A 16,429-nucleotide genomic window follows, 5' to 3' on the forward strand; every position below is an offset into this window, starting at 1 on the left:
GAAATAGTCGCAAAAAAGGTAAAAGAGTTTGACGGTCGCAGCGTATCTCGTTGAGAGGTCAACGCTTTTCGCGGATCAAGACGTCAAGAAGAGTTTCCGGGGGCTGGCCTTGCGCGGTTTGTTTAAGGGTCTGCGACGGAAGTTCTCCGAAGGTGCGCCTGTATTCGCCGGCAAAGCGGCCTGGATCGAAAAAGCCGAGATTGAACGCGATTTCGGTGACACTGCCCCGCTGCCTGTCGATGGCTAGAAGATGCCGCCGTGCCTCGTGCAGCCGGAACCTGCGCAGGAGTGCCTGAACCGTGCAGTCGAACCTTGCGCGCACGGCTCGTTCCAGGGTCCGCTCGCTCACTTCCATGGTGCGGCAAAGCTCTTTGACCGAGGGCACGCGGTAGTTCTCCCCCGCAAGAATTTCGAACATGGCCGAAAGTGTGCCGGCCTCCTTTCCGCCAAGCAGCGCCCGTCCTGGCGAGACGTCCAGCGTCCGTTTCAGAACGTCGATAAACTCGTCACGCAGCAGACAAATGGCCTTGCCGTCGCCTGCAACCGCCGGGTCTTGCGCGAGGCGCATCAGGCGTCTGCAGAAGCGCAGGAGCCGTTCCCGCCTTTCGGTCATCACGGAGAGACGCGCCGGAGCGCCGTCGAACAGGTTCAGGAGTTCGGCGAATTCTGGTTCCCCGCAGCCTCCCGCGTCCAGCAGTATGATGAATTGGTCGTGTTTCTCCGAGGTGACGCTGTCGATTTCGCGATGGAACGTCGAATAGATCGACTGATCGTCGAGCGGCTCATTCCAGAATGCGGACTCGTCCGTCAGGCCCCTGACAGGGAGAGATAGCGTCAGCGTTCCCCGAGGGGTCATTCCCTGCAAACGCATGCCGTGCCCGTATGTGTCCCGGTAAAGCGTAATACCCGCCAACCTCAAATACTGGACCCGACAGGAGAATTTCGTGGAATGCCTCAGGTCGACCGTCAGGTTCCAGGGCTTGATGGCAGCCTCGAAGAGAACGGGTTCCTCGCTTTCGAAGGTGCCGGTCTCAAGAATCGGGGCGCAGTAGTGGTCCGCTATTTCGGGCATTTTTCCTTGGAAGTTGCAGGCCGGGAGGGATCAGCGAGGACGTTCAGGCTGGCGTCGTTGAAAGAATGACGCGCCGAATTGTAAAAAGTTGCAATGAAAAGAACCAGAAATGATTTTTTCGAGCACTCAGCCTGGACGCCGCACCGAATTTCCCTGCTCGTTCCCTACCGGTTCCGTTCGCCGCCATGGTCGCGGACCATTTCGAGGCATCCGGCTTCGCCATCGACAGGCGCGTTCCCCTCGATCTCGATGGTGATCCCGATATCAACCGATTGAGCGCCGAACCACTGTTTCAAGAAGGAAAGCGGGTAATCCACAAAGACAGCGACGCGCTCTTCAACTCCTCCGCCGGGTTGAGAATCGTGCAGGTCGTGGAACGGCTCGGACAGGAAATCGGAAAGCCGGTGGTGACCGGCAACCAGGCCCGGGCCTGGGAATGTCCCCGGCTGCTGAACCTGCTCGACCTTAACCTACTCCTCACGCCGGGTTGTTATCGGAAACAGACGCTCGGGGTCGGCTACACCCGCCGCCAACCAGTGGCGACGGGTCAAACCATGCGCTTCGTCAGGGGAGTTCGAAAATCGCGATGCGGTCACTGCGGAAGCTGTTCACCCAAAGTTCGTCATCGACTTCGATCGCGCCGGTCGCGGCGCCGAATTGGCCGTAGTCATTGCCTTTGACAAGGGTTTTAAACTCTCCCGTCTCAGGGTTCAGCCTGTCCACCCGGACGCCGAGCGCCGGGCAGTTCACATCCTGAGATACAAAACAGGCCAGCACGTCGGGCACGGTTGTGATCACCCCGCCGATCAGGATGGAGCTGCCATCGGCACTCCAGACCAGATTGTCCGGGGCGAAATCGACATTCTGGGCTGTGATTTCGCCCGTGGTCCGGTCCACGGTGAACAATTGTTTCCCCGACCAGGCCGCGACATAGGCCGTCGAACCGTCCGGGGTCACAACGACGCCGTTGGGGCCGGACATCGCCTCGGCCCCCTTAACGGGAGACCAGCCCTTGTCGGGATGCCATTCGAACAGCCCGCCAACCGGTTTGCCGGTGTTCAGCTTTTCCACGCGGGTGTCGTCCCTCGTGTCCCAAAGGCTCGTGGCGATAACACCGCCGTCAGGCAGGATCGCCACATCGTCGGGCCACGCGCCTGGCGGTGCTATCAGGCAGCCGGTCCAGGAAAATTTCGGGTCCTTCCCGGCGAGGTCGATTTTGAACATCTCGATCGCCTCGCGGCCGCCGTGATTTACGGCCAGAAGCGTCGCTGTGTCGCCCGAAGCCACAAGGTCCAGGCCGTGCGGCCCGAACACCGACCAGTCGGGCGCGCCGGGACAACCGGCGAAGTCTGGATCCGGAGCGATGGCGATGTCCTCGGGCTGGACCTTTAGGACGCTGCGATCGGTTCCGAACAGCCAGAAATGGCCCTGTTGCCCGTATTGAGCCAGATCGCTGCCAAGGATACGCCCGTCGGGTAAGCGGACAAAATCCTCCACGTTGTCGACGCCGCAAATGAATTCAGCGCCATTGACGGGAGCACAATCCTCGGCAAAAGCGGTGGATCCAAACAGGGTCAGTGCGTAAAAACCAGCGGTCAGTAAACCGGCGCGCATTGGCCGGCAGTGCAAATCAGGCATGGTTTTCCTCCTCTTCATGCCGTGATGAATGATGCGCCCGGGCTCCTCCCTTAATCGACACTCTGTCGGACGCGGCCGTCCGCGCCTTCGATTTCCTCCTTTTGGAGCCCGTCGGCGGAAAGCTAGGAGCCGGGGTCCTTTTTCGCGGCCAATTCGGCTGTGAAGTCTGCTCCAATATCCTTGCTGGTATGCGGATCCGCATTCCTGGAGATGCGCTGGCGTACCGTCCGTTTGAAGCGTAAGTTACTGTATTTGTTGCGAAATTTTATAAGAGTCTGGGCAGAAACAGGGAGAGTGCCGGAATGAAGGCGATGAGCGTGAGGCGGATCACGTCGAAAATCCAGAAGGGGACAACGCCCCGGAACACGGTCGCCAGTTCGACGTCGCGGACAGTGCCCTGAATGACAAAGACATTGAGCCCCAGAGGTGGGGTCAGCATGCCGATTTCCACCGCGACGACCACGAAAATACCGAACCAGACGGCCGCCTCGGCCGGCGTCATGCCGAGATCGAAAGCCAGCGCCTTGATGAGCGGAAACAGGACCGGCACGGTAAGCGTGATGATCCCGAGGCTTTCCATGAAACAGCCGAGGATCAGATAGCAGACAATGATCGCGACCAGGATCCAGTAGGGCGAAACGTCCAGAGACGCGACCGCACCGGCGAAGACCCTCGGAAGACCGGAGAAAGACATGAAGAACGACAAGATGCCCGCCCCGATGATGATGATGAAGATCATCGCGGTCGTCGAAATGGTGTCGAGCATCACGTGGCGGAGAATGTCGCGGTCGAACCCCACCTGGGAGATGAGATAGACCAGAGCGCCGAGTGCTCCGATTGCCGCAGCTTCCGTGGGGGTGAATATACCACCGTAGATGCCGCCCAGCACCACCAGAAAGAGGGCGATCACGGGCAAGGCATGCCGTGTCGCCAGGGCAAGAGCGCGCCAGCCTTGCCATGGCGTGGCAGGTCCCTGTTCGGGTTTGAACCAGACGATCAGGGCAATGACCGAGATATATCCCGCCACCGCGATCAATCCGGGGATCAAGGCTGCCGCGAACAGGTCGAACAAGGGTGTTTCGGTGATCAGTGAATAGACGATCAGGATCACGCTCGGCGGGATCAGGATCCCGAGTGACCCGCCGGCGGCGATCGCGCCCGTCCCCAACCTGTCATCATAGCCGTATTTGCGCATCTCCGGCATGGCCACCCTTGCCATGGTCGCGGCCGTCGCCAGCGATGAGCCGCACACGGCGCTGAACATCGCCGAGGACCCGATGGTGGCCATGGCCAGGCCACCGGTGCGATGGCCGACAGCCGAGTTCGCAAGCCTGTAAAGACCCTGACTCATTCCCGAATGGGACGCCGCCACACCCATGAGAACGAAAAGCGGCACGACGGAAAGATTGTAGCTGACGAACTGACCGGATCCGACGATGCCGACCGTGTTCAAAGCGCTGTCCATTCCGGCGAGCACGACGAGACCGGCAAATCCCGCGATCCCCATTGCTATGCCGATCGGAACGTTCAGTCCGATGAGAACCATCATCAGGCCGAAGCCGGCCGCGCCAATCCAAGCGTTGTGGGTCATACGGCTTCCCCCTCGTTTCTGGCGAGCTGTTGTTCCTCCTGATCTGAAACCGGCAAGGCGAGAACTGTGGTTTGCGTGATGGCCGTCACGCAGAGGAGGCCCGTGACGGCGATCCAGATCGGCCATGTCTCGACCGGAAGCATCCACATCTGGTCACCGCTTTCCAGGCGCTTGAGAGCGATCCGGCCGATTTGCCATGTCAGGACAATAAAAAACAGCGTGGATGCCAGGGGGGCGAATTTGCGCAGCAGCCAGCCGAACTTTCCGGGCACCTTTCGGACGAAAACAGAAACGGAAACATGCCCGAGGTTCAGAGTGCAATAAGGCAGCCCGAGCGCGATGACGAGGCCAAGGCCGTAACCGACCACATCGACCGAACCGGGCAGACCTGTGCCGGCGATCTTCCGGGCAAGTGCGTCGGCGCTTGTATACGCGGCAACGGCAACGAGAATAACCGCCGCCATCAGAGCCAGTCCGTCGATGGTCCGTCGGGCCAGTATTAGCATCGTCGAGTTCCTCCTCCAGAACCGAGAATTCGTCAAATCATTCTGAATGCAGAATAGAAGAGGCTGGAAAAATACGTCCTATCCGCCGCAGCGCGCGAAAAATACGCAAAAATCAGGATGTATTTTCGTTTCATTCCGCATTTCGTTGACAACAGTGTTCTGAATAGCGAATGTCATTCTGTAGTTCAAGCATGGAGGATAGCTTAATGTTCATCAATCGAGTCGTGACCGCTTGCGCGGCCCTTGCTCTGGGAGGGGTAATGGCGATGTCCTGCGCAGCGGCGGAGCAAACCACGCTGCGTTTCGCGATGCCGGTTCCGTCAGGTCAATGGATTCTGCAAAACGATTTGTTGCCCTGGGCGGAAAAGATCGAGAAGGAAAGCGGTGGCCGGATCGTCGTCGATATTCAGCCTGTCGGTGTGTTCGGAACGCCGGACACCTATCTCGAACTTGTCGAAAGCGGCGTTATCGACGGCGCCTGGTTCGTTCCGGGCTATGCGCCCGGCCGGTTCCGGCTGACGTCGTCCGTCGAATTGCCCGGTATTTTCAAAACCGCCGAACAGGCTTCGTCAACTTACTGGAAGCTCTTTGAAGAGGGGTTGCTCGGGGGCGAGTACTACGGTGTCAAACCTCTGGCCCTGTTCATGAATGTGCCTTACATCATGATGACCAAGGACCACAGGATCGAAACCATGTCCGACCTGAAAGGCCTGAAGCTGAGGGCATCCGGCCGGATGATCGGCTCGGTGCTGGAAGCCATTGGAGCCTCTGGCGTGGGAATGCCGGCCAGTGAAATGGCCGAGGCTATCCGCCTGGGCGTCCTGAACGGCACCGTATTCGCCTATGAAGCCCTCGAGCCCTTCGGCATCGCTGATCTGATCACCGATATCAACGAAACGCCGCTCGGTTCGATTACTCACATCGTGATCATGAATCCGGACAGTTACGACAAGCTTCCGGACGACCTGAAGAAGGTGATCGACGATAATTCCGGATTGGCTTTTTCGGAGCAACTCGGCGCGTCCTACGACGAAGCCGACAAGCGTATTCGCGCGAAATACGACGAAAAAGGCACTTATACTGTAACGGTTCCCTCGGAAGCGTTCCTGGCTGAATACAAGAGTGCCATCACGCCGGTCTTTGAGGCCTGGAAGGAAGAGGCAAGGGCTGCGGACGGGAACCCCGACGCGATCCTGGCACGCATTGAAGAGCTGACCGCTCAATAACTTGCTGCGCCCGGCGTTTCCCTGCCGGGCGCTGAACTTCTGCAGGATCTCGTCGACCGGACCTCACGCTTGCGCGGTTCCGCCGATACATGGTTCCTGCCGCAGGGTCGGCGACACCTTGCAACACGCGCTTGCAAAGGCAAAGAAAAACTGTAAGGCAATGAAGAATGGCGGATCAATCTTCAACAACCGTTCAAAAAGCGCCCCAAAAACCGGTTCGGGCGGTGCTGCAGACCCTGAAGATTTTGCGAGAGCTCGGACAGACCGGAGAGCCGATGGGAGCCACCGCTCTGGCGCGAAAGGCCGGGCTGAACACTTCTACGACCTTCAACATTCTCCGGACCCTGAACGACGAAGGAATGGTCAGCTTCGATGAGGCGACCAAGACCTATACGCCAGCGCTTGGGCTCCTCGGACTGGTGCGATCCCTGGTCAGCCTGCAGGAAAGCGAGCTCCTGCGTCGCGAACTGGTCCAGATCGCGACGCAGGAGCAGTGCCTGATGGCGCTCTGGCAGGTCGTCGATGACCGGGTCGTGCTGATTGACCGCGCTCTCGCCGACACGCCGGTTCGGCTCGACATGCAGGTTACCCAGAGAATGCCGAAGTATCTGGGAGCCATCGGCCGGGTGATTGCGGCGAAGTCCGATGTGGGAACCGAGGAGCTCCGCCGCTGGTTCTCCAGCATGCGCTGGAACAGCCCGATCAGCTTCGCGCAATACCTGGACGAGGTGGACCAGGCGCGCGTGCGCGGCTACGCGATCGACGACGAAACCCTTTATGCCGGGATTTCGGTCGTCGCCTCTGTCATCACCGATGCGCAGAACTGGCCGACCTTCGGGATCTCGGCCATCATGCTGGCCAACGCCCCGGAGAAAAACCGTCTTCACGAAATTGGCACCCGGCTGGCGGAGATCGCCAAGGTCGTCTCGGACGGCTGAGGTTCAACAGCAGCACTGTCAGGCAGGTTCTTCGATCTCCATCCAGATGGCTTTGGTCTTCAGATACTTGCCGTAGCCCTGTCGGCCCATATCCTTGCCGATTCCGGAGCGCTTCAGCCCCCCGAACGGGCTGGTCATGTCCATGGCGCGGCCCCAGTGATTGATCCACACGGTCCCGCTCTCGATCCGGCGGCTTGCGGCCATGGCAACGTCGATGTCGCGCGTCCAGACCGAGGCCGTCAGTCCGTAGTCTGGATGGTTGGCCTTCCCGATTGCCTGGTCGAAGGTCTCGAAGGTGTCGACGGAAAGCACGGGGCCGAAAATCTCTTCCCTGAAGGCGATGTTGTCCGGGCCTATTCCGTCCAGGATCGTCGGCTCGAAAAACTGTCCGCGCTCCTCCATCGCGTGACCGCCACACAGAAGGACACCGCCCTCGTTGACCGATTGCGAAACGATCCCGGCCATCCGATTCAGCTGGGACTGGTTGATCACGGGCGGCAAGGTGATGCCGTCGGCCCAGGTGGGGCCAGGCCGGACACGTGCCATGCGCGCCGCGATCCGCTCGATCAGTGCCTGTTTCACCCCGGACTGGACAATCAGCCGGGATCCGGAAAAGCAGGCTTGGCCGCTGTTGTAGGTCACGCCCCGCGCCACAAGGTCGGCGATATGGTCGAGATCCTTCGCATCGTCGAAAACGACTTGCGGTCCCTTGCCGCCCAGTTCGAGGCTCACGGGCTTGAGGCCGTGGGTGGCCGCGTCGGCCATAATGGCGGCTCCGGTTCGGCTGGATCCGGTGAAGGTGACGTAGTCGACGCCCGGATGGCGCACGAGGGTCTGGCCGACGCTGCCGTCGCCCAGGACGACATTGAAAATACCATCCGGGAGTCCGGCCTCGCGGGCGAGTTGCGCGATCCTCAGGATCCCGAAGGGCGTGAACTCGGAAGGTTTCAGAACCACGCCGTTGCCTGCCGCCAGCGCCGGCGCGAATTTCCAGGCAGCCAGGATGACGGGAAAGTTCCATGGGGAGATCGCACCGATCACGCCGTAGGGCTCGTCGCGGGTGAAGGAAAGCTGTCGGGCAGGCGTCGCGGTGACCGAACTTTCGTGAGTGTCCGCATAGGCGGAGAACATGCGCAGGGCGAGGCTGACGACCTTCACATCCCGGGACATCACTTCCGTATAGGGGCGCGAGGATACCAGAGCCTCAAGCGCGGCGATGTCGGCCGCGTGACGGTCGACAAGATCGGCCCAGCGGTTCAGGATCTCGGCGCGCGGCCGCGGCCCCATCGTTGCCCATCCGCTGTCTCGAACGGCCTTGCGGCAACTTTCAACCGCGCGGTCCATGTCTTCCGGCGTGGCCATCCGGACCGGCAGCTTTAAGTCCGTGTCGGAGGGGCATGAGATGACGAATTCCTCTCCGGCCGCTTCCACGAGCGTGCCATCGAGATACATGCCGTTCGGCCGGTCGAGTGCTTTGGGGTCGAAATGCACTATCGTCTCCTGTTTGAATGAAAGGCTTAAGTCTCAGGCTGGCGGGCGGCGACGCCTCCGCTTTTCAGGCATGCATCGTGGAGTGTGGCGCCGAGTTCAGCCAGACGAGAGGGCTCCAGGGAGCCGGACAGCGCGATGGCGGATAGCCCGATGCTCGGTTCGCCGGAGGCGTCGCAGGCCACGCTGGCAACGACATGGACACCCTTGTAGAGGTTGCCCGCGTCGATGGCGTATCCGAGCTCCTTCGCCTCCTGGACTTCGGTCCAATAGCGTTCGAAGGTCAGAGGCACTTCCCATCGCAGATCGGGAAATTGGTCCTCAAGGGTGTCCCGCGCTATGTTGCGCCGCGCCGCCACGATGCGCCCGATTGCCCCCAGATAGACCGGCATGCGCTGTGTCACCTGAAGATCGAGCCGGAGCGGGCGGTCGGCCAGAGCGCGCTCGCGCAGGATCACGCGGGAGCGCGTGATGTGCCACAGCGCGGTCAGGCAATCGTATTTCGTGGCGATTTCCTTCATGCGCATGCGAAGCGCGGCTTCCGGATCCGGATTGGGAACCTTTTGCGCAAGCTGAAGAAGGCCGACGCCAAGCTGATAGGTCTTGCTGGCTGCATGGTTCTCCACCATTCCACCCGATTCCAGCGTGCGCAGGATCTTCAGGGCGGTGGCGATCGGAACGCCTGCGCTTTGCGAGATTTCCGTGAGCTTTATGGGAGCTTCGGCCTTTGACAGCGCCTGCAAGATCCGCATGGCGTTGACAACGGCGGGAACGGGCTGAAAGCCCGCCTTGTCCTTGGTCGTCTCGGGTGAAGCGCCGTTTTCAGCTGTCATTCTGCTCTCATCTCAGGTTCGTAACGGAGCTGCATCCTCACTTCCGGAAGTTGATCGCGGAAGGGGGCAGTCTGCTCCAACCTAACACTCAGAGCGGTGATTTCCGGCAGGGATTCATTTTCCAGAACCTGCGGCAGAAAGCCGTTCAGGAAATCGAAGGCCACGGCTGTCGTGATTTCGCCAAGGCTCGGGATCTCCTTATCGGCGCTGTTTAGAGGGGCTAGGCTCTTCTCCAGTTCCCGCATCGCTGTGCGGGCCTGATTGACGCGATCCAGAAAGTAGGGGGCGTGGCGTTTGGGTTCGGGTCTCAGCAGCAATTCATGTCCGGCGACGACGCCCTTGTCCAAAGCCGTCTGGCAAAGCGCGCCGAGCTGCAGATCGTGCCGCCGCCCGGCGCCGCTCGCGGGCAGCAGGCTGTGATCCGTGTCATGGGTGAGGAGTAAATGGTCGAGGATCGCACCGCTTTCAATCAGTGTCTCGCCGTCAGGCAGGCATAACACCGGAACGCGCCCGAGAGGATTGATTTCCCGAATTGCCTCAAGGTCGGAGAAGGGCGAAAGCGCGATCTGTTCGAAGGGAACGCCAAGAACCCGCATGGCGATCGCGACACGCCGGGTGTAGGGAGAGGCGTTGCGTCCGTAGAGCCTGTGCCGATCCGTGCTCATGCGACCGCGCCAAACTGATGTTCAAAAAGGCGGGTGTAATCGTCTTCCCCGGCGGGCCGGGAATTGGTGCGATCCGTGAAATCGGCCTTGGCGGTCCGGGCGAGATCCGGGACAAGCTCCCTGCTTACCCCCATCGCCGCGATGCTAGCCGGAAGGCCCAGTCTTTCGTTTCTCGCCTCGATTGCGTCGATGAACGCGCTTACGCTCGTGCAGTTGGTGGCTTCGGCAAGGGGAGCCAGGTCGACATCCGGAGCCTCCGCGTTGAACCTCAGAACGTCGGGCAGGAAAATCGCGTTCAAGGTGCCATGATGCAGCTTGAGTTCATGAAGTCCGCCCGCCGCGTGGGACATGGCGTGAACCGAGCCGAGACCGTTGGTCATCGCCATGCCGCCTTCGGCGCTGCCGAGCAGGAGATGCCACCGGGCCTCCCGGTCCTGGCCGTCTTCGACCGCGCGCTCGAGATGGGTCCAGATCCGTTTCAACCCGTCCAGCGCCACCGCCGCTGCCGGGGGATTGAGGCGCGGGCTCAGGAAACCTTCGATGCAATGGGACATCGCATCCATTCCGGACCCGGCGGTCATTGCCGCCGGAAGCGTCAGGGTCAGTTCCGGATCGGAGATCGCCACGCGCGGTTTCATGTCGGGATGCCGCAGGATGTACTTCCGGGCACCCGGCACAGAGATGACCGCGCTTTGCCCGACCTCGCTCCCGGTTCCCGCCGTGGTGGGGATGGCGAAAAGAGGAGGGAGGCGTGTGCCGTCGATCCTGGCGGTTCCACCGAGGGAGGCGTCGTAGGTCTCCACGGCGCCTTCATGGGTTGCCAGGACGAGAACCGCTTTCGCCAGATCGATCGGTGATCCGCCCCCGACCGCGACGACCCCGTCGGCTCCGCTTTCCGTAAAGAGGCGGGCGGCTTCGACGCAGGCGTCCTTGGTGGGATTGGCGGGGGTGTCGTGAAAGGTTGCCGCCGGCTCCACGCCCAGTGCAGCCACGACTCTGTCAATCAGACCGGCTTGGAGGATACCTCGATCCGTCACGACCAGGGGACGCTTCGAGCCGTGGTTTTTCAGTTCGGAGGCGAGTTCCGCCAGCGCGCCGTAGCCCAGCACCGTGTCCGTCAGAAAGAACATTCTGCAAAGCTTATCCATCTTCCCCGGTCTCACTTCCCCGCTGCCTCACCGTCTTCGTGGGTGAGACGGCGGTATCGTCAAATGCTGTCGAGAGGGTAGGGATTTCGAGAAATTGGTCAAGAAAAATTTCTTGACAGAAAAAAGAATTTCTATGCAGAAAAAATACGCTAATGTTGGCGGAGTCGTTTCAAGCGTGTGAAAACGCCGGTGACGGCCAAATCGGAATGAAGGTTGGGGGTGAGCGAAGTGCGGGCATACGGGGTTAGACCGGGACTGGAGAAAGTGTTCAAGCCGCACGCGATAGCGATCGTAGGGGCGTCGGCAGACCCCACGCGTATCGGCGGACGCCCCGTGCACTATCTGAAAGCCAATGGCTTCGCAGGGCGGATCTTCCCCGTCAATCCTTCCCGGGAAACGGTGCAGGACCTCCCTGCCTATCCGTCTCTCGATGCGCTTCCCGGAGACATCGACCTCGCGATCCTCGCCATTCCGGCCGAGCATGTTCCGGAGGCTATTGAAGCGGCGGCAAGAAAGAATGCGGCGGGCGTCGTCATCTTCAGCTCGGGCTTTGCCGAAATCGGCCCGGAAGGCGAAGCGCTTCAGGCGCGCATCACGGACCGTGCCGCCGAACTGGGTATCCATGTAATGGGCCCGAACACGTTGGGTTTCTATGCGGCGCCATCGCGGACGGTGGCAACCTTCAGCAGTCTTTTCGAGCGAGGACCTGTTCCGGAGGGGCCGGTCGCCCTGGTCTCGCAGTCGGGCGCGTTCGGCGCGCATCTCGGGATCAAGGCGATCAAGCGCGGCATCGGCCTTCGCTACTGGGTGACGACAGGCAACGAGGCGGGTGTATCGGCCACCGATGTGATCGAAGCCCTGAGCAGGGATCCCGAGTTGCGGGTCATTGGCGTCTATCTGGAGGGGGTCAAGGACGGCCGTGCTCTGATGACGGCTATTTCGTCGGCGCGGGCCTCGGGCAAGCGCGTGGTTGTCATCAAGGTGGGACGGACCCCGGTGGGCAGCCGAGCGGCGCAGTCGCACACGGCTTCGCTTGCCGGGGACGATGCCGTGTTCGACAGTGCCATTGCCCGGGCCGGTGCCTTGCGGGTCAAGCGAACCGACGAAATGCTCGACGCTCTTTATGCGCTCAGCCACGGCGAGGATCTCGCCGGAGACCGTTTGGGTCTGCTGACCGTTTCCGGCGGTGCGGGCGTGCTGATGGCGGACGCGGCCTTTGACGCGGGGTTTTCAGTCCCGTCCTTGCCTGCGGATACGCAGGCGCGCTTGCGTGAGATCTGCCCGTTCGGCTCTCCGGTCAATCCTGTCGATGTGACCGCCCAGTCCATGAACCAGCCCGAGCTGATCACCGATCACATGCGGGCGATGTTCCAGGATGGCGGTTGCGACGCGATCGTCGGCTTTTTCATGAACTGGATGGAATCGCCGATGCTGGCCGAAAGCGTTCGACGCGCGGTGATCGCAGGCGCGGACGGTTTTTCCGATCGAACCTTTGCTCTTGTGGCCAACACCGACACCGCGACGCGCGAGCTGTTCGAAGAGCAGGACATGATGGTGTTCGACGATCCCACCGGGGCCATCGAGGCGCTCCGGCAACTGGGTCATCAGACAGGCGTTCCGGCCGCGCGGGACTGGAGCGATCTCGGCCCGAAAAGCGGGGACCTCATAGCGGAGTCACTCACGGAATATGACGCTCTGAAAGCCGTCGCAGCCTACGGGGTTTCGGTGCCCGGTGTGGTTTGTGCGGCAACCGCGGACGAAGCGGGTGCCGCCGCCGAAACCCTGGGGGGGCGCGTTGTCCTGAAGATCCTGTCGCCGGATATCGCGCACAAGACAGAGGTCGGTGGCGTGAAGCTCAACCTGTCGGGGGCGGATGAGGTCAGGGGGGCTGCGGCGAAAATGATGGCGGAGGTCAGTAAGCGTGTGCCGTCGGCGCGCATCGATGGCGTTCTCGTCAGCCCGATGGTTTCCGGCGTTGCGGAGTGCATTGTCGGGGCACGTATCGACGATGTTTTCGGCCCGGTCGTCATGGTCGGGGCCGGTGGCATTCACGCCGAGGTTTATCGGGATGTCGCCCTGTCTGTTGCTCCGGTCAGTCGGGAGGACGCCGAGGCCATGTTGAGATCCCTGCGGTCCTGGCCTCTGCTGGACGGCGCGCGCGGCGTGGCCAAGGCCGATGTCCCGGCGCTGGTCGAGACCATCCTCGCGCTTTCGGACTTTGTCCTCGCCCACCGGAACCAAATCGCCGCTGTGGAACTTAATCCCGTCAGCGTCGCGGCCCTCGGCGGGGGTGCCCGCGCGCTCGATGCCTATATCGAACGGAAGGCCGGTGCCTGATGGTCTGGACCTTCGACAATTTCCGGCCGGGGGCTGAGATCGGCTGCGCGGAGATGCAGGTGCCGGACGATGCCCTGCTCAACGTCGCCGCCGCTTTCCCGGACCTTCAACCGGGGGAGAATGGCCCTGAGCTGACCATCGCGACGCTGATGCGCGCCTACACCTTTCTCATTTACCCGCGTCCGCCGGGCAATATCCACGCGGAGCAGACCATGAAGATCTTCCGGCAGGTTCGGCCGGGTCAGACCTTCGTCGCCCGGGCGACGTGTCTGGACAAGGAAATCAAGAAGGGCCGCAACTGGGTTGTGTTCGGGATCGAGCTTGCCGACGGCGGGAAGCCACTTGTCGAGGCGGAAATGAGGTTCGTATGGGCGATGTGAACCCAGGACGGAACATGTCCGAATGGGAGCTGATCGACGAGGACAGAACCCGCGCATACGCGGATCTGACCGACGATCATAACCCCTTGCATCTGGACAACGAGTTTGCCCGGGAAACGCCGCTTGGCCGTACCATCGCTCACGGCACGGTTACGCTGGCCCAGGTGATGCGGTTGCTCGAGCGCTCCCTGGGCGCGGAGGCCGTCGCGCGGGGCGAACTCAGGGTGCGCTTTCAGGCTCCGGTCTATGTCGGTACCCGGGTGCGTGCCGTGCTGCAAGCGGCGGAAATGCCGGACATGCCCCTGTCTGTTGCGGTCGAGTGCGAGGACGGCAGGACAACCTTGTCCGGAACCTTTATCCCGGAGGCCCGGTCTTGACGGCAAGTGCCTATATCTCGGGCGCCGCGATGACGGCTTTCGGCAAGTTGCCGGGCTTTTCGTCTCTCGACCTTCAGGCGCGCGCCGCCGAAGAGGCGTTACAGGAGAGTGGCCTCGCGCGCGGCGATATCGACGGGCTTCTGGTCGGCTATGCCACCACCGCTCCTCACCTGATGCCCGCGACACGCTTCGCGGAGGCCTTCGGGCTGCGCCCGAGTTGCGCCTACGGCATTTCGGTCGGCGGGGCGACGGGCCTCGCGATGGTCGCACTCGCCCGCCATCTTGTCGCGGCGGGGGCTGCAAGGAACGTTCTGGTGGTGGCGGGAGAGAACCGGCGCAGCGGACAAAGCGGGGCCTCGGTCACCCGAACCCTTTCGGAAGTGGGTGACCCGCTGCACGAAGTGCCCAACGGGGCCTCGGTACCTGCCTATTACGCCCTCGCGGCTTCCGAGTACATGCACCGGACCGGGGTGAGCGAAGAGGATCTCGCCGAACTCGCGGTCTTGATGCGGCGTCATGCGGTTGCGACCGAAGGGGCCCAATTCCGGGACCCGATCACCGTTGATGATGTCATGGCAAGCCGGCCCATCGCCACGCCCCTGAAACTGCTCGATTGCTGCTCCGTGTCGGACGGCGGAGCTTCGGTCGTGGTCTCCGGCGCGCCTTCCGGAAGCCGAACCGCGCTTCGGATCGCAGGCACGGGAGAAAGCCATCGCCACCAGCATATGAGCTCCGCGCCTCAAGACATTGCGGAAGGTGCCCGGATAGCCGCCGCCGCCGCGTTGCGCATGTCGGGCCACTCCATCGATCAGATGGGCCGGGCGGCGATTTACGACAGTTTCACGATCACTTTGATGATGCTTCTGGAGGCTTGCGGTCTCTCCGAGCCGGGCGGCACCGCGGCAGACGCGCGCGCGGGCCGTTTCGACCGCGACGGCGGGACCTTGCCGCTGAACACTCATGGCGGGCTTCTGTCCTACGGCCATAGCGGGGTTTCGGGAGGTCTGGCGCATCTTGTCGAAATGGTCCGAAGGATGCGCGAGGACGAGGCATCGGCATCGTCCCGGACACCGCTTTCCTTTCTTCACGCGGATGGCGGAGTGTTTTCATCCCATGTCTCGCTCGTGCTGGAGGGCGGGGCATGAACCCGATCGCTGTCGAAATCTGCGACACCTGCGGGCGGGCACAGCTGACCGGCGGTTACGCCTGCCGGTCCTGTGGCGGAACCGCTTTGTGCTCCAAGCCGGTCGCAGGAGACTGCGTCGTCACGGCTGTGACGAAAGTGGATCGTTCGCCGATCGAAAGTCCCGTGGGGACGGTTCCGTTCTACCTCGCGATGGTGACGCTTGACGCGACCCCGGAGGTCAGGGTGATGGCGGTGTGTGCCGAAGCGGTGGAAATCGGCCAACCGATGACGGTTACCTCAAGCGATGGCCTTGCCCCCTATCGGCTTGAGGCGCTTTCGTGCAAAAGGGATACGTAGTTTCGGGAGGAAAAGACATGACTTTAAAAGGGCAGCGGGCACTTGTGACCGGCGCCTCGAGCGGGCTCGGTGCGCATTTTGTCCGCGTTCTGGCGGACAGCGGCGCGTCGGTGGTCGCGGGAGCGCGCAATGAGGCCAGGCTCGAGGAGGTCTGTGCCGGGGTCTCCGGCGGGCGGCCGTGCCGGCTTGATGTGACGGATCGGGACAGCGTCGAGGCGGCTTTCGCGGATGAGCCCTTCGACATCGTCGTCAACAACGCAGGTATTTCGGTCGCGGGCGCAGCGCTCGATTATGCGGAGGACGACTGGCAGGCAACGCTCGACACCAACCTGACCGGTTGCTTCCGGGTCGCCCAATGCGCCGCGCGTGCGGGCATCGCTGCCGCTCGGGGCGTGTCCATCGTCAATGTGGCCTCGATCCTCGGCCTGCGGGTGGCCGGTCATGTCGCGGCCTATGCGGCGGCCAAGGCCGGGCTGGTTCAGTTCACCAAGGCGGCGGCGCTGGAGTGGGCGCGCCACGGCATCCGTGTCAACGCGCTCTGCCCGGGCTATGTCGAGACACCTTTGAACCGGGACTTTTTCGCCACCGAAGCGGGGCAGGCCATGATCCGGCGCATCCCCCAGCGGCGGCTGGGCCAGATGGAGGACCTCGACGGTCCGCTGCTGCTGCTCGCCTCCGATGCAAGCCGCTACATGACCGGATCGGTCATCGCCGTCGACGGCGGCCATCTCGTTTCTTCTCTTTAAA

At 62.0% G+C, this 16,429-nt stretch carries 17 protein-coding genes; 9 read left to right on the forward strand and 8 right to left on the reverse strand.

The window, feature by feature from the left end:
* Window positions 1-58: 58 nt before the first annotated feature.
* Window positions 59-1,072 (reverse strand): AraC family transcriptional regulator, encoded by a 1,014-nt coding sequence (locus tag JF539_RS28055; RefSeq protein WP_207142823.1) that lies wholly within the window; start codon window positions 1,070-1,072, stop codon window positions 59-61.
* Between the two features lie 185 nt (window positions 1,073-1,257).
* On the opposite strand from JF539_RS28055, the gene JF539_RS28135 reads away from it, so the two are divergent.
* Window positions 1,258-1,752, forward strand: coding sequence for a hypothetical protein (locus JF539_RS28135; RefSeq protein ID WP_207142824.1), 495 nt, complete (start codon window positions 1,258-1,260; stop codon window positions 1,750-1,752).
* Here the strand turns inward: JF539_RS28135 and JF539_RS21730 are convergent.
* From JF539_RS21730 to JF539_RS21740, 3 genes are all read right to left on the reverse strand, one after another.
* Window positions 1,637-2,710 (reverse strand): SMP-30/gluconolactonase/LRE family protein, encoded by a 1,074-nt coding sequence (locus tag JF539_RS21730; RefSeq protein WP_207142825.1) that lies wholly within the window; start codon window positions 2,708-2,710, stop codon window positions 1,637-1,639. The genes JF539_RS28135 and JF539_RS21730 overlap by 116 nt on opposite strands.
* A 265-nt stretch (window positions 2,711-2,975) precedes the next feature.
* Window positions 2,976-4,301, reverse strand: coding sequence for a TRAP transporter large permease (locus JF539_RS21735; RefSeq protein WP_207142826.1), 1,326 nt, complete (start codon window positions 4,299-4,301; stop codon window positions 2,976-2,978).
* A complete protein-coding gene (locus JF539_RS21740; RefSeq protein WP_207142827.1) occupies window positions 4,298-4,807 on the reverse strand; it encodes a TRAP transporter small permease in 510 nt (169 codons plus the stop codon). The genes JF539_RS21735 and JF539_RS21740 overlap by 4 nt, the downstream gene beginning before the upstream one ends.
* 206 nt (window positions 4,808-5,013) lie before the next feature.
* Here JF539_RS21740 and JF539_RS21745 point away from each other — a divergent pair, with 206 nt between their 5' ends.
* Together JF539_RS21745 and JF539_RS21750 are read left to right on the forward strand one after the other, a co-directional pair.
* Window positions 5,014-6,033: a TRAP transporter substrate-binding protein gene (locus JF539_RS21745; protein WP_207142828.1), complete on the forward strand. Its 1,020-nt coding sequence runs from the start codon at window positions 5,014-5,016 to the stop codon at window positions 6,031-6,033.
* A gap of 167 nt (window positions 6,034-6,200) precedes the next feature.
* The gene (locus tag JF539_RS21750; RefSeq protein ID WP_207142829.1) at window positions 6,201-6,971 is read left to right on the forward strand and encodes an IclR family transcriptional regulator; all 771 of its coding nucleotides are present in this window, start codon (window positions 6,201-6,203) and stop codon (window positions 6,969-6,971) included.
* 18 nt (window positions 6,972-6,989) lie between these two features.
* On the opposite strand, the gene JF539_RS21755 is transcribed toward JF539_RS21750, so the two are convergent.
* From JF539_RS21755 to JF539_RS21770, 4 genes are read right to left on the reverse strand one after another with little or no spacing between them, the layout of a single operon-like run.
* A complete protein-coding gene (locus tag JF539_RS21755; protein WP_207142830.1) occupies window positions 6,990-8,462 on the reverse strand; it encodes an aldehyde dehydrogenase family protein in 1,473 nt (490 codons plus the stop codon).
* A 26-nt stretch (window positions 8,463-8,488) separates the two neighbouring features.
* The gene (locus JF539_RS21760) at window positions 8,489-9,292 is read right to left on the reverse strand and encodes an IclR family transcriptional regulator (RefSeq protein WP_207142831.1); all 804 of its coding nucleotides are present in this window, start codon (window positions 9,290-9,292) and stop codon (window positions 8,489-8,491) included.
* Complete coding sequence (locus tag JF539_RS21765) at window positions 9,289-9,957, reverse strand: glutathione S-transferase (protein ID WP_207142832.1); 669 nt, start codon at window positions 9,955-9,957, stop codon at window positions 9,289-9,291. The genes JF539_RS21760 and JF539_RS21765 overlap by 4 nt, the downstream gene beginning before the upstream one ends.
* Window positions 9,954-11,087: an iron-containing alcohol dehydrogenase gene (locus JF539_RS21770; protein ID WP_207142833.1), complete on the reverse strand. Its 1,134-nt coding sequence runs from the start codon at window positions 11,085-11,087 to the stop codon at window positions 9,954-9,956. The genes JF539_RS21765 and JF539_RS21770 overlap by 4 nt, the downstream gene beginning before the upstream one ends.
* Window positions 11,088-11,369: 282 nt before the next feature.
* Between JF539_RS21770 and JF539_RS21775 the strand changes: the two genes are divergently transcribed.
* The 6 genes from JF539_RS21775 to JF539_RS21800 are packed head-to-tail and all read left to right on the forward strand — an operon-like array spanning window position 11,370 to window position 16,428.
* Window positions 11,370-13,442: an acetate--CoA ligase family protein gene (locus JF539_RS21775; protein ID WP_207142834.1), complete on the forward strand. Its 2,073-nt coding sequence runs from the start codon at window positions 11,370-11,372 to the stop codon at window positions 13,440-13,442.
* Complete coding sequence (locus JF539_RS21780; RefSeq protein WP_207142835.1) at window positions 13,442-13,822, forward strand: hypothetical protein; 381 nt, start codon at window positions 13,442-13,444, stop codon at window positions 13,820-13,822. Before JF539_RS21775 ends, JF539_RS21780 begins: the two co-directional genes overlap by 1 nt.
* A 14-nt stretch (window positions 13,823-13,836) precedes the next feature.
* Window positions 13,837-14,199 carry a MaoC family dehydratase gene (locus JF539_RS21785; RefSeq protein ID WP_207142836.1) on the forward strand — a complete coding sequence of 121 codons (363 nt, stop codon included), beginning with the start codon at window positions 13,837-13,839 and terminating at the stop codon, window positions 14,197-14,199.
* Window positions 14,196-15,344 (forward strand): thiolase family protein, encoded by a 1,149-nt coding sequence (locus tag JF539_RS21790; RefSeq protein ID WP_207142837.1) that lies wholly within the window; start codon window positions 14,196-14,198, stop codon window positions 15,342-15,344. The genes JF539_RS21785 and JF539_RS21790 overlap by 4 nt, the downstream gene beginning before the upstream one ends.
* The gene (locus JF539_RS21795) at window positions 15,341-15,682 is read left to right on the forward strand and encodes a hypothetical protein (protein ID WP_207142838.1); all 342 of its coding nucleotides are present in this window, start codon (window positions 15,341-15,343) and stop codon (window positions 15,680-15,682) included. Before JF539_RS21790 ends, JF539_RS21795 begins: the two co-directional genes overlap by 4 nt.
* Before the next feature lie 17 nt (window positions 15,683-15,699).
* Complete coding sequence (locus tag JF539_RS21800; protein WP_207142839.1) at window positions 15,700-16,428, forward strand: SDR family NAD(P)-dependent oxidoreductase; 729 nt, start codon at window positions 15,700-15,702, stop codon at window positions 16,426-16,428.
* The last annotated feature ends 1 nt before the right edge of the window (window position 16,429 follow it).

This window comes from Roseibium aggregatum, from assembly GCF_017309185.1.
GTDB classification, from domain to species: domain Bacteria; phylum Pseudomonadota; class Alphaproteobacteria; order Rhizobiales; family Stappiaceae; genus Roseibium; species Roseibium aggregatum_B.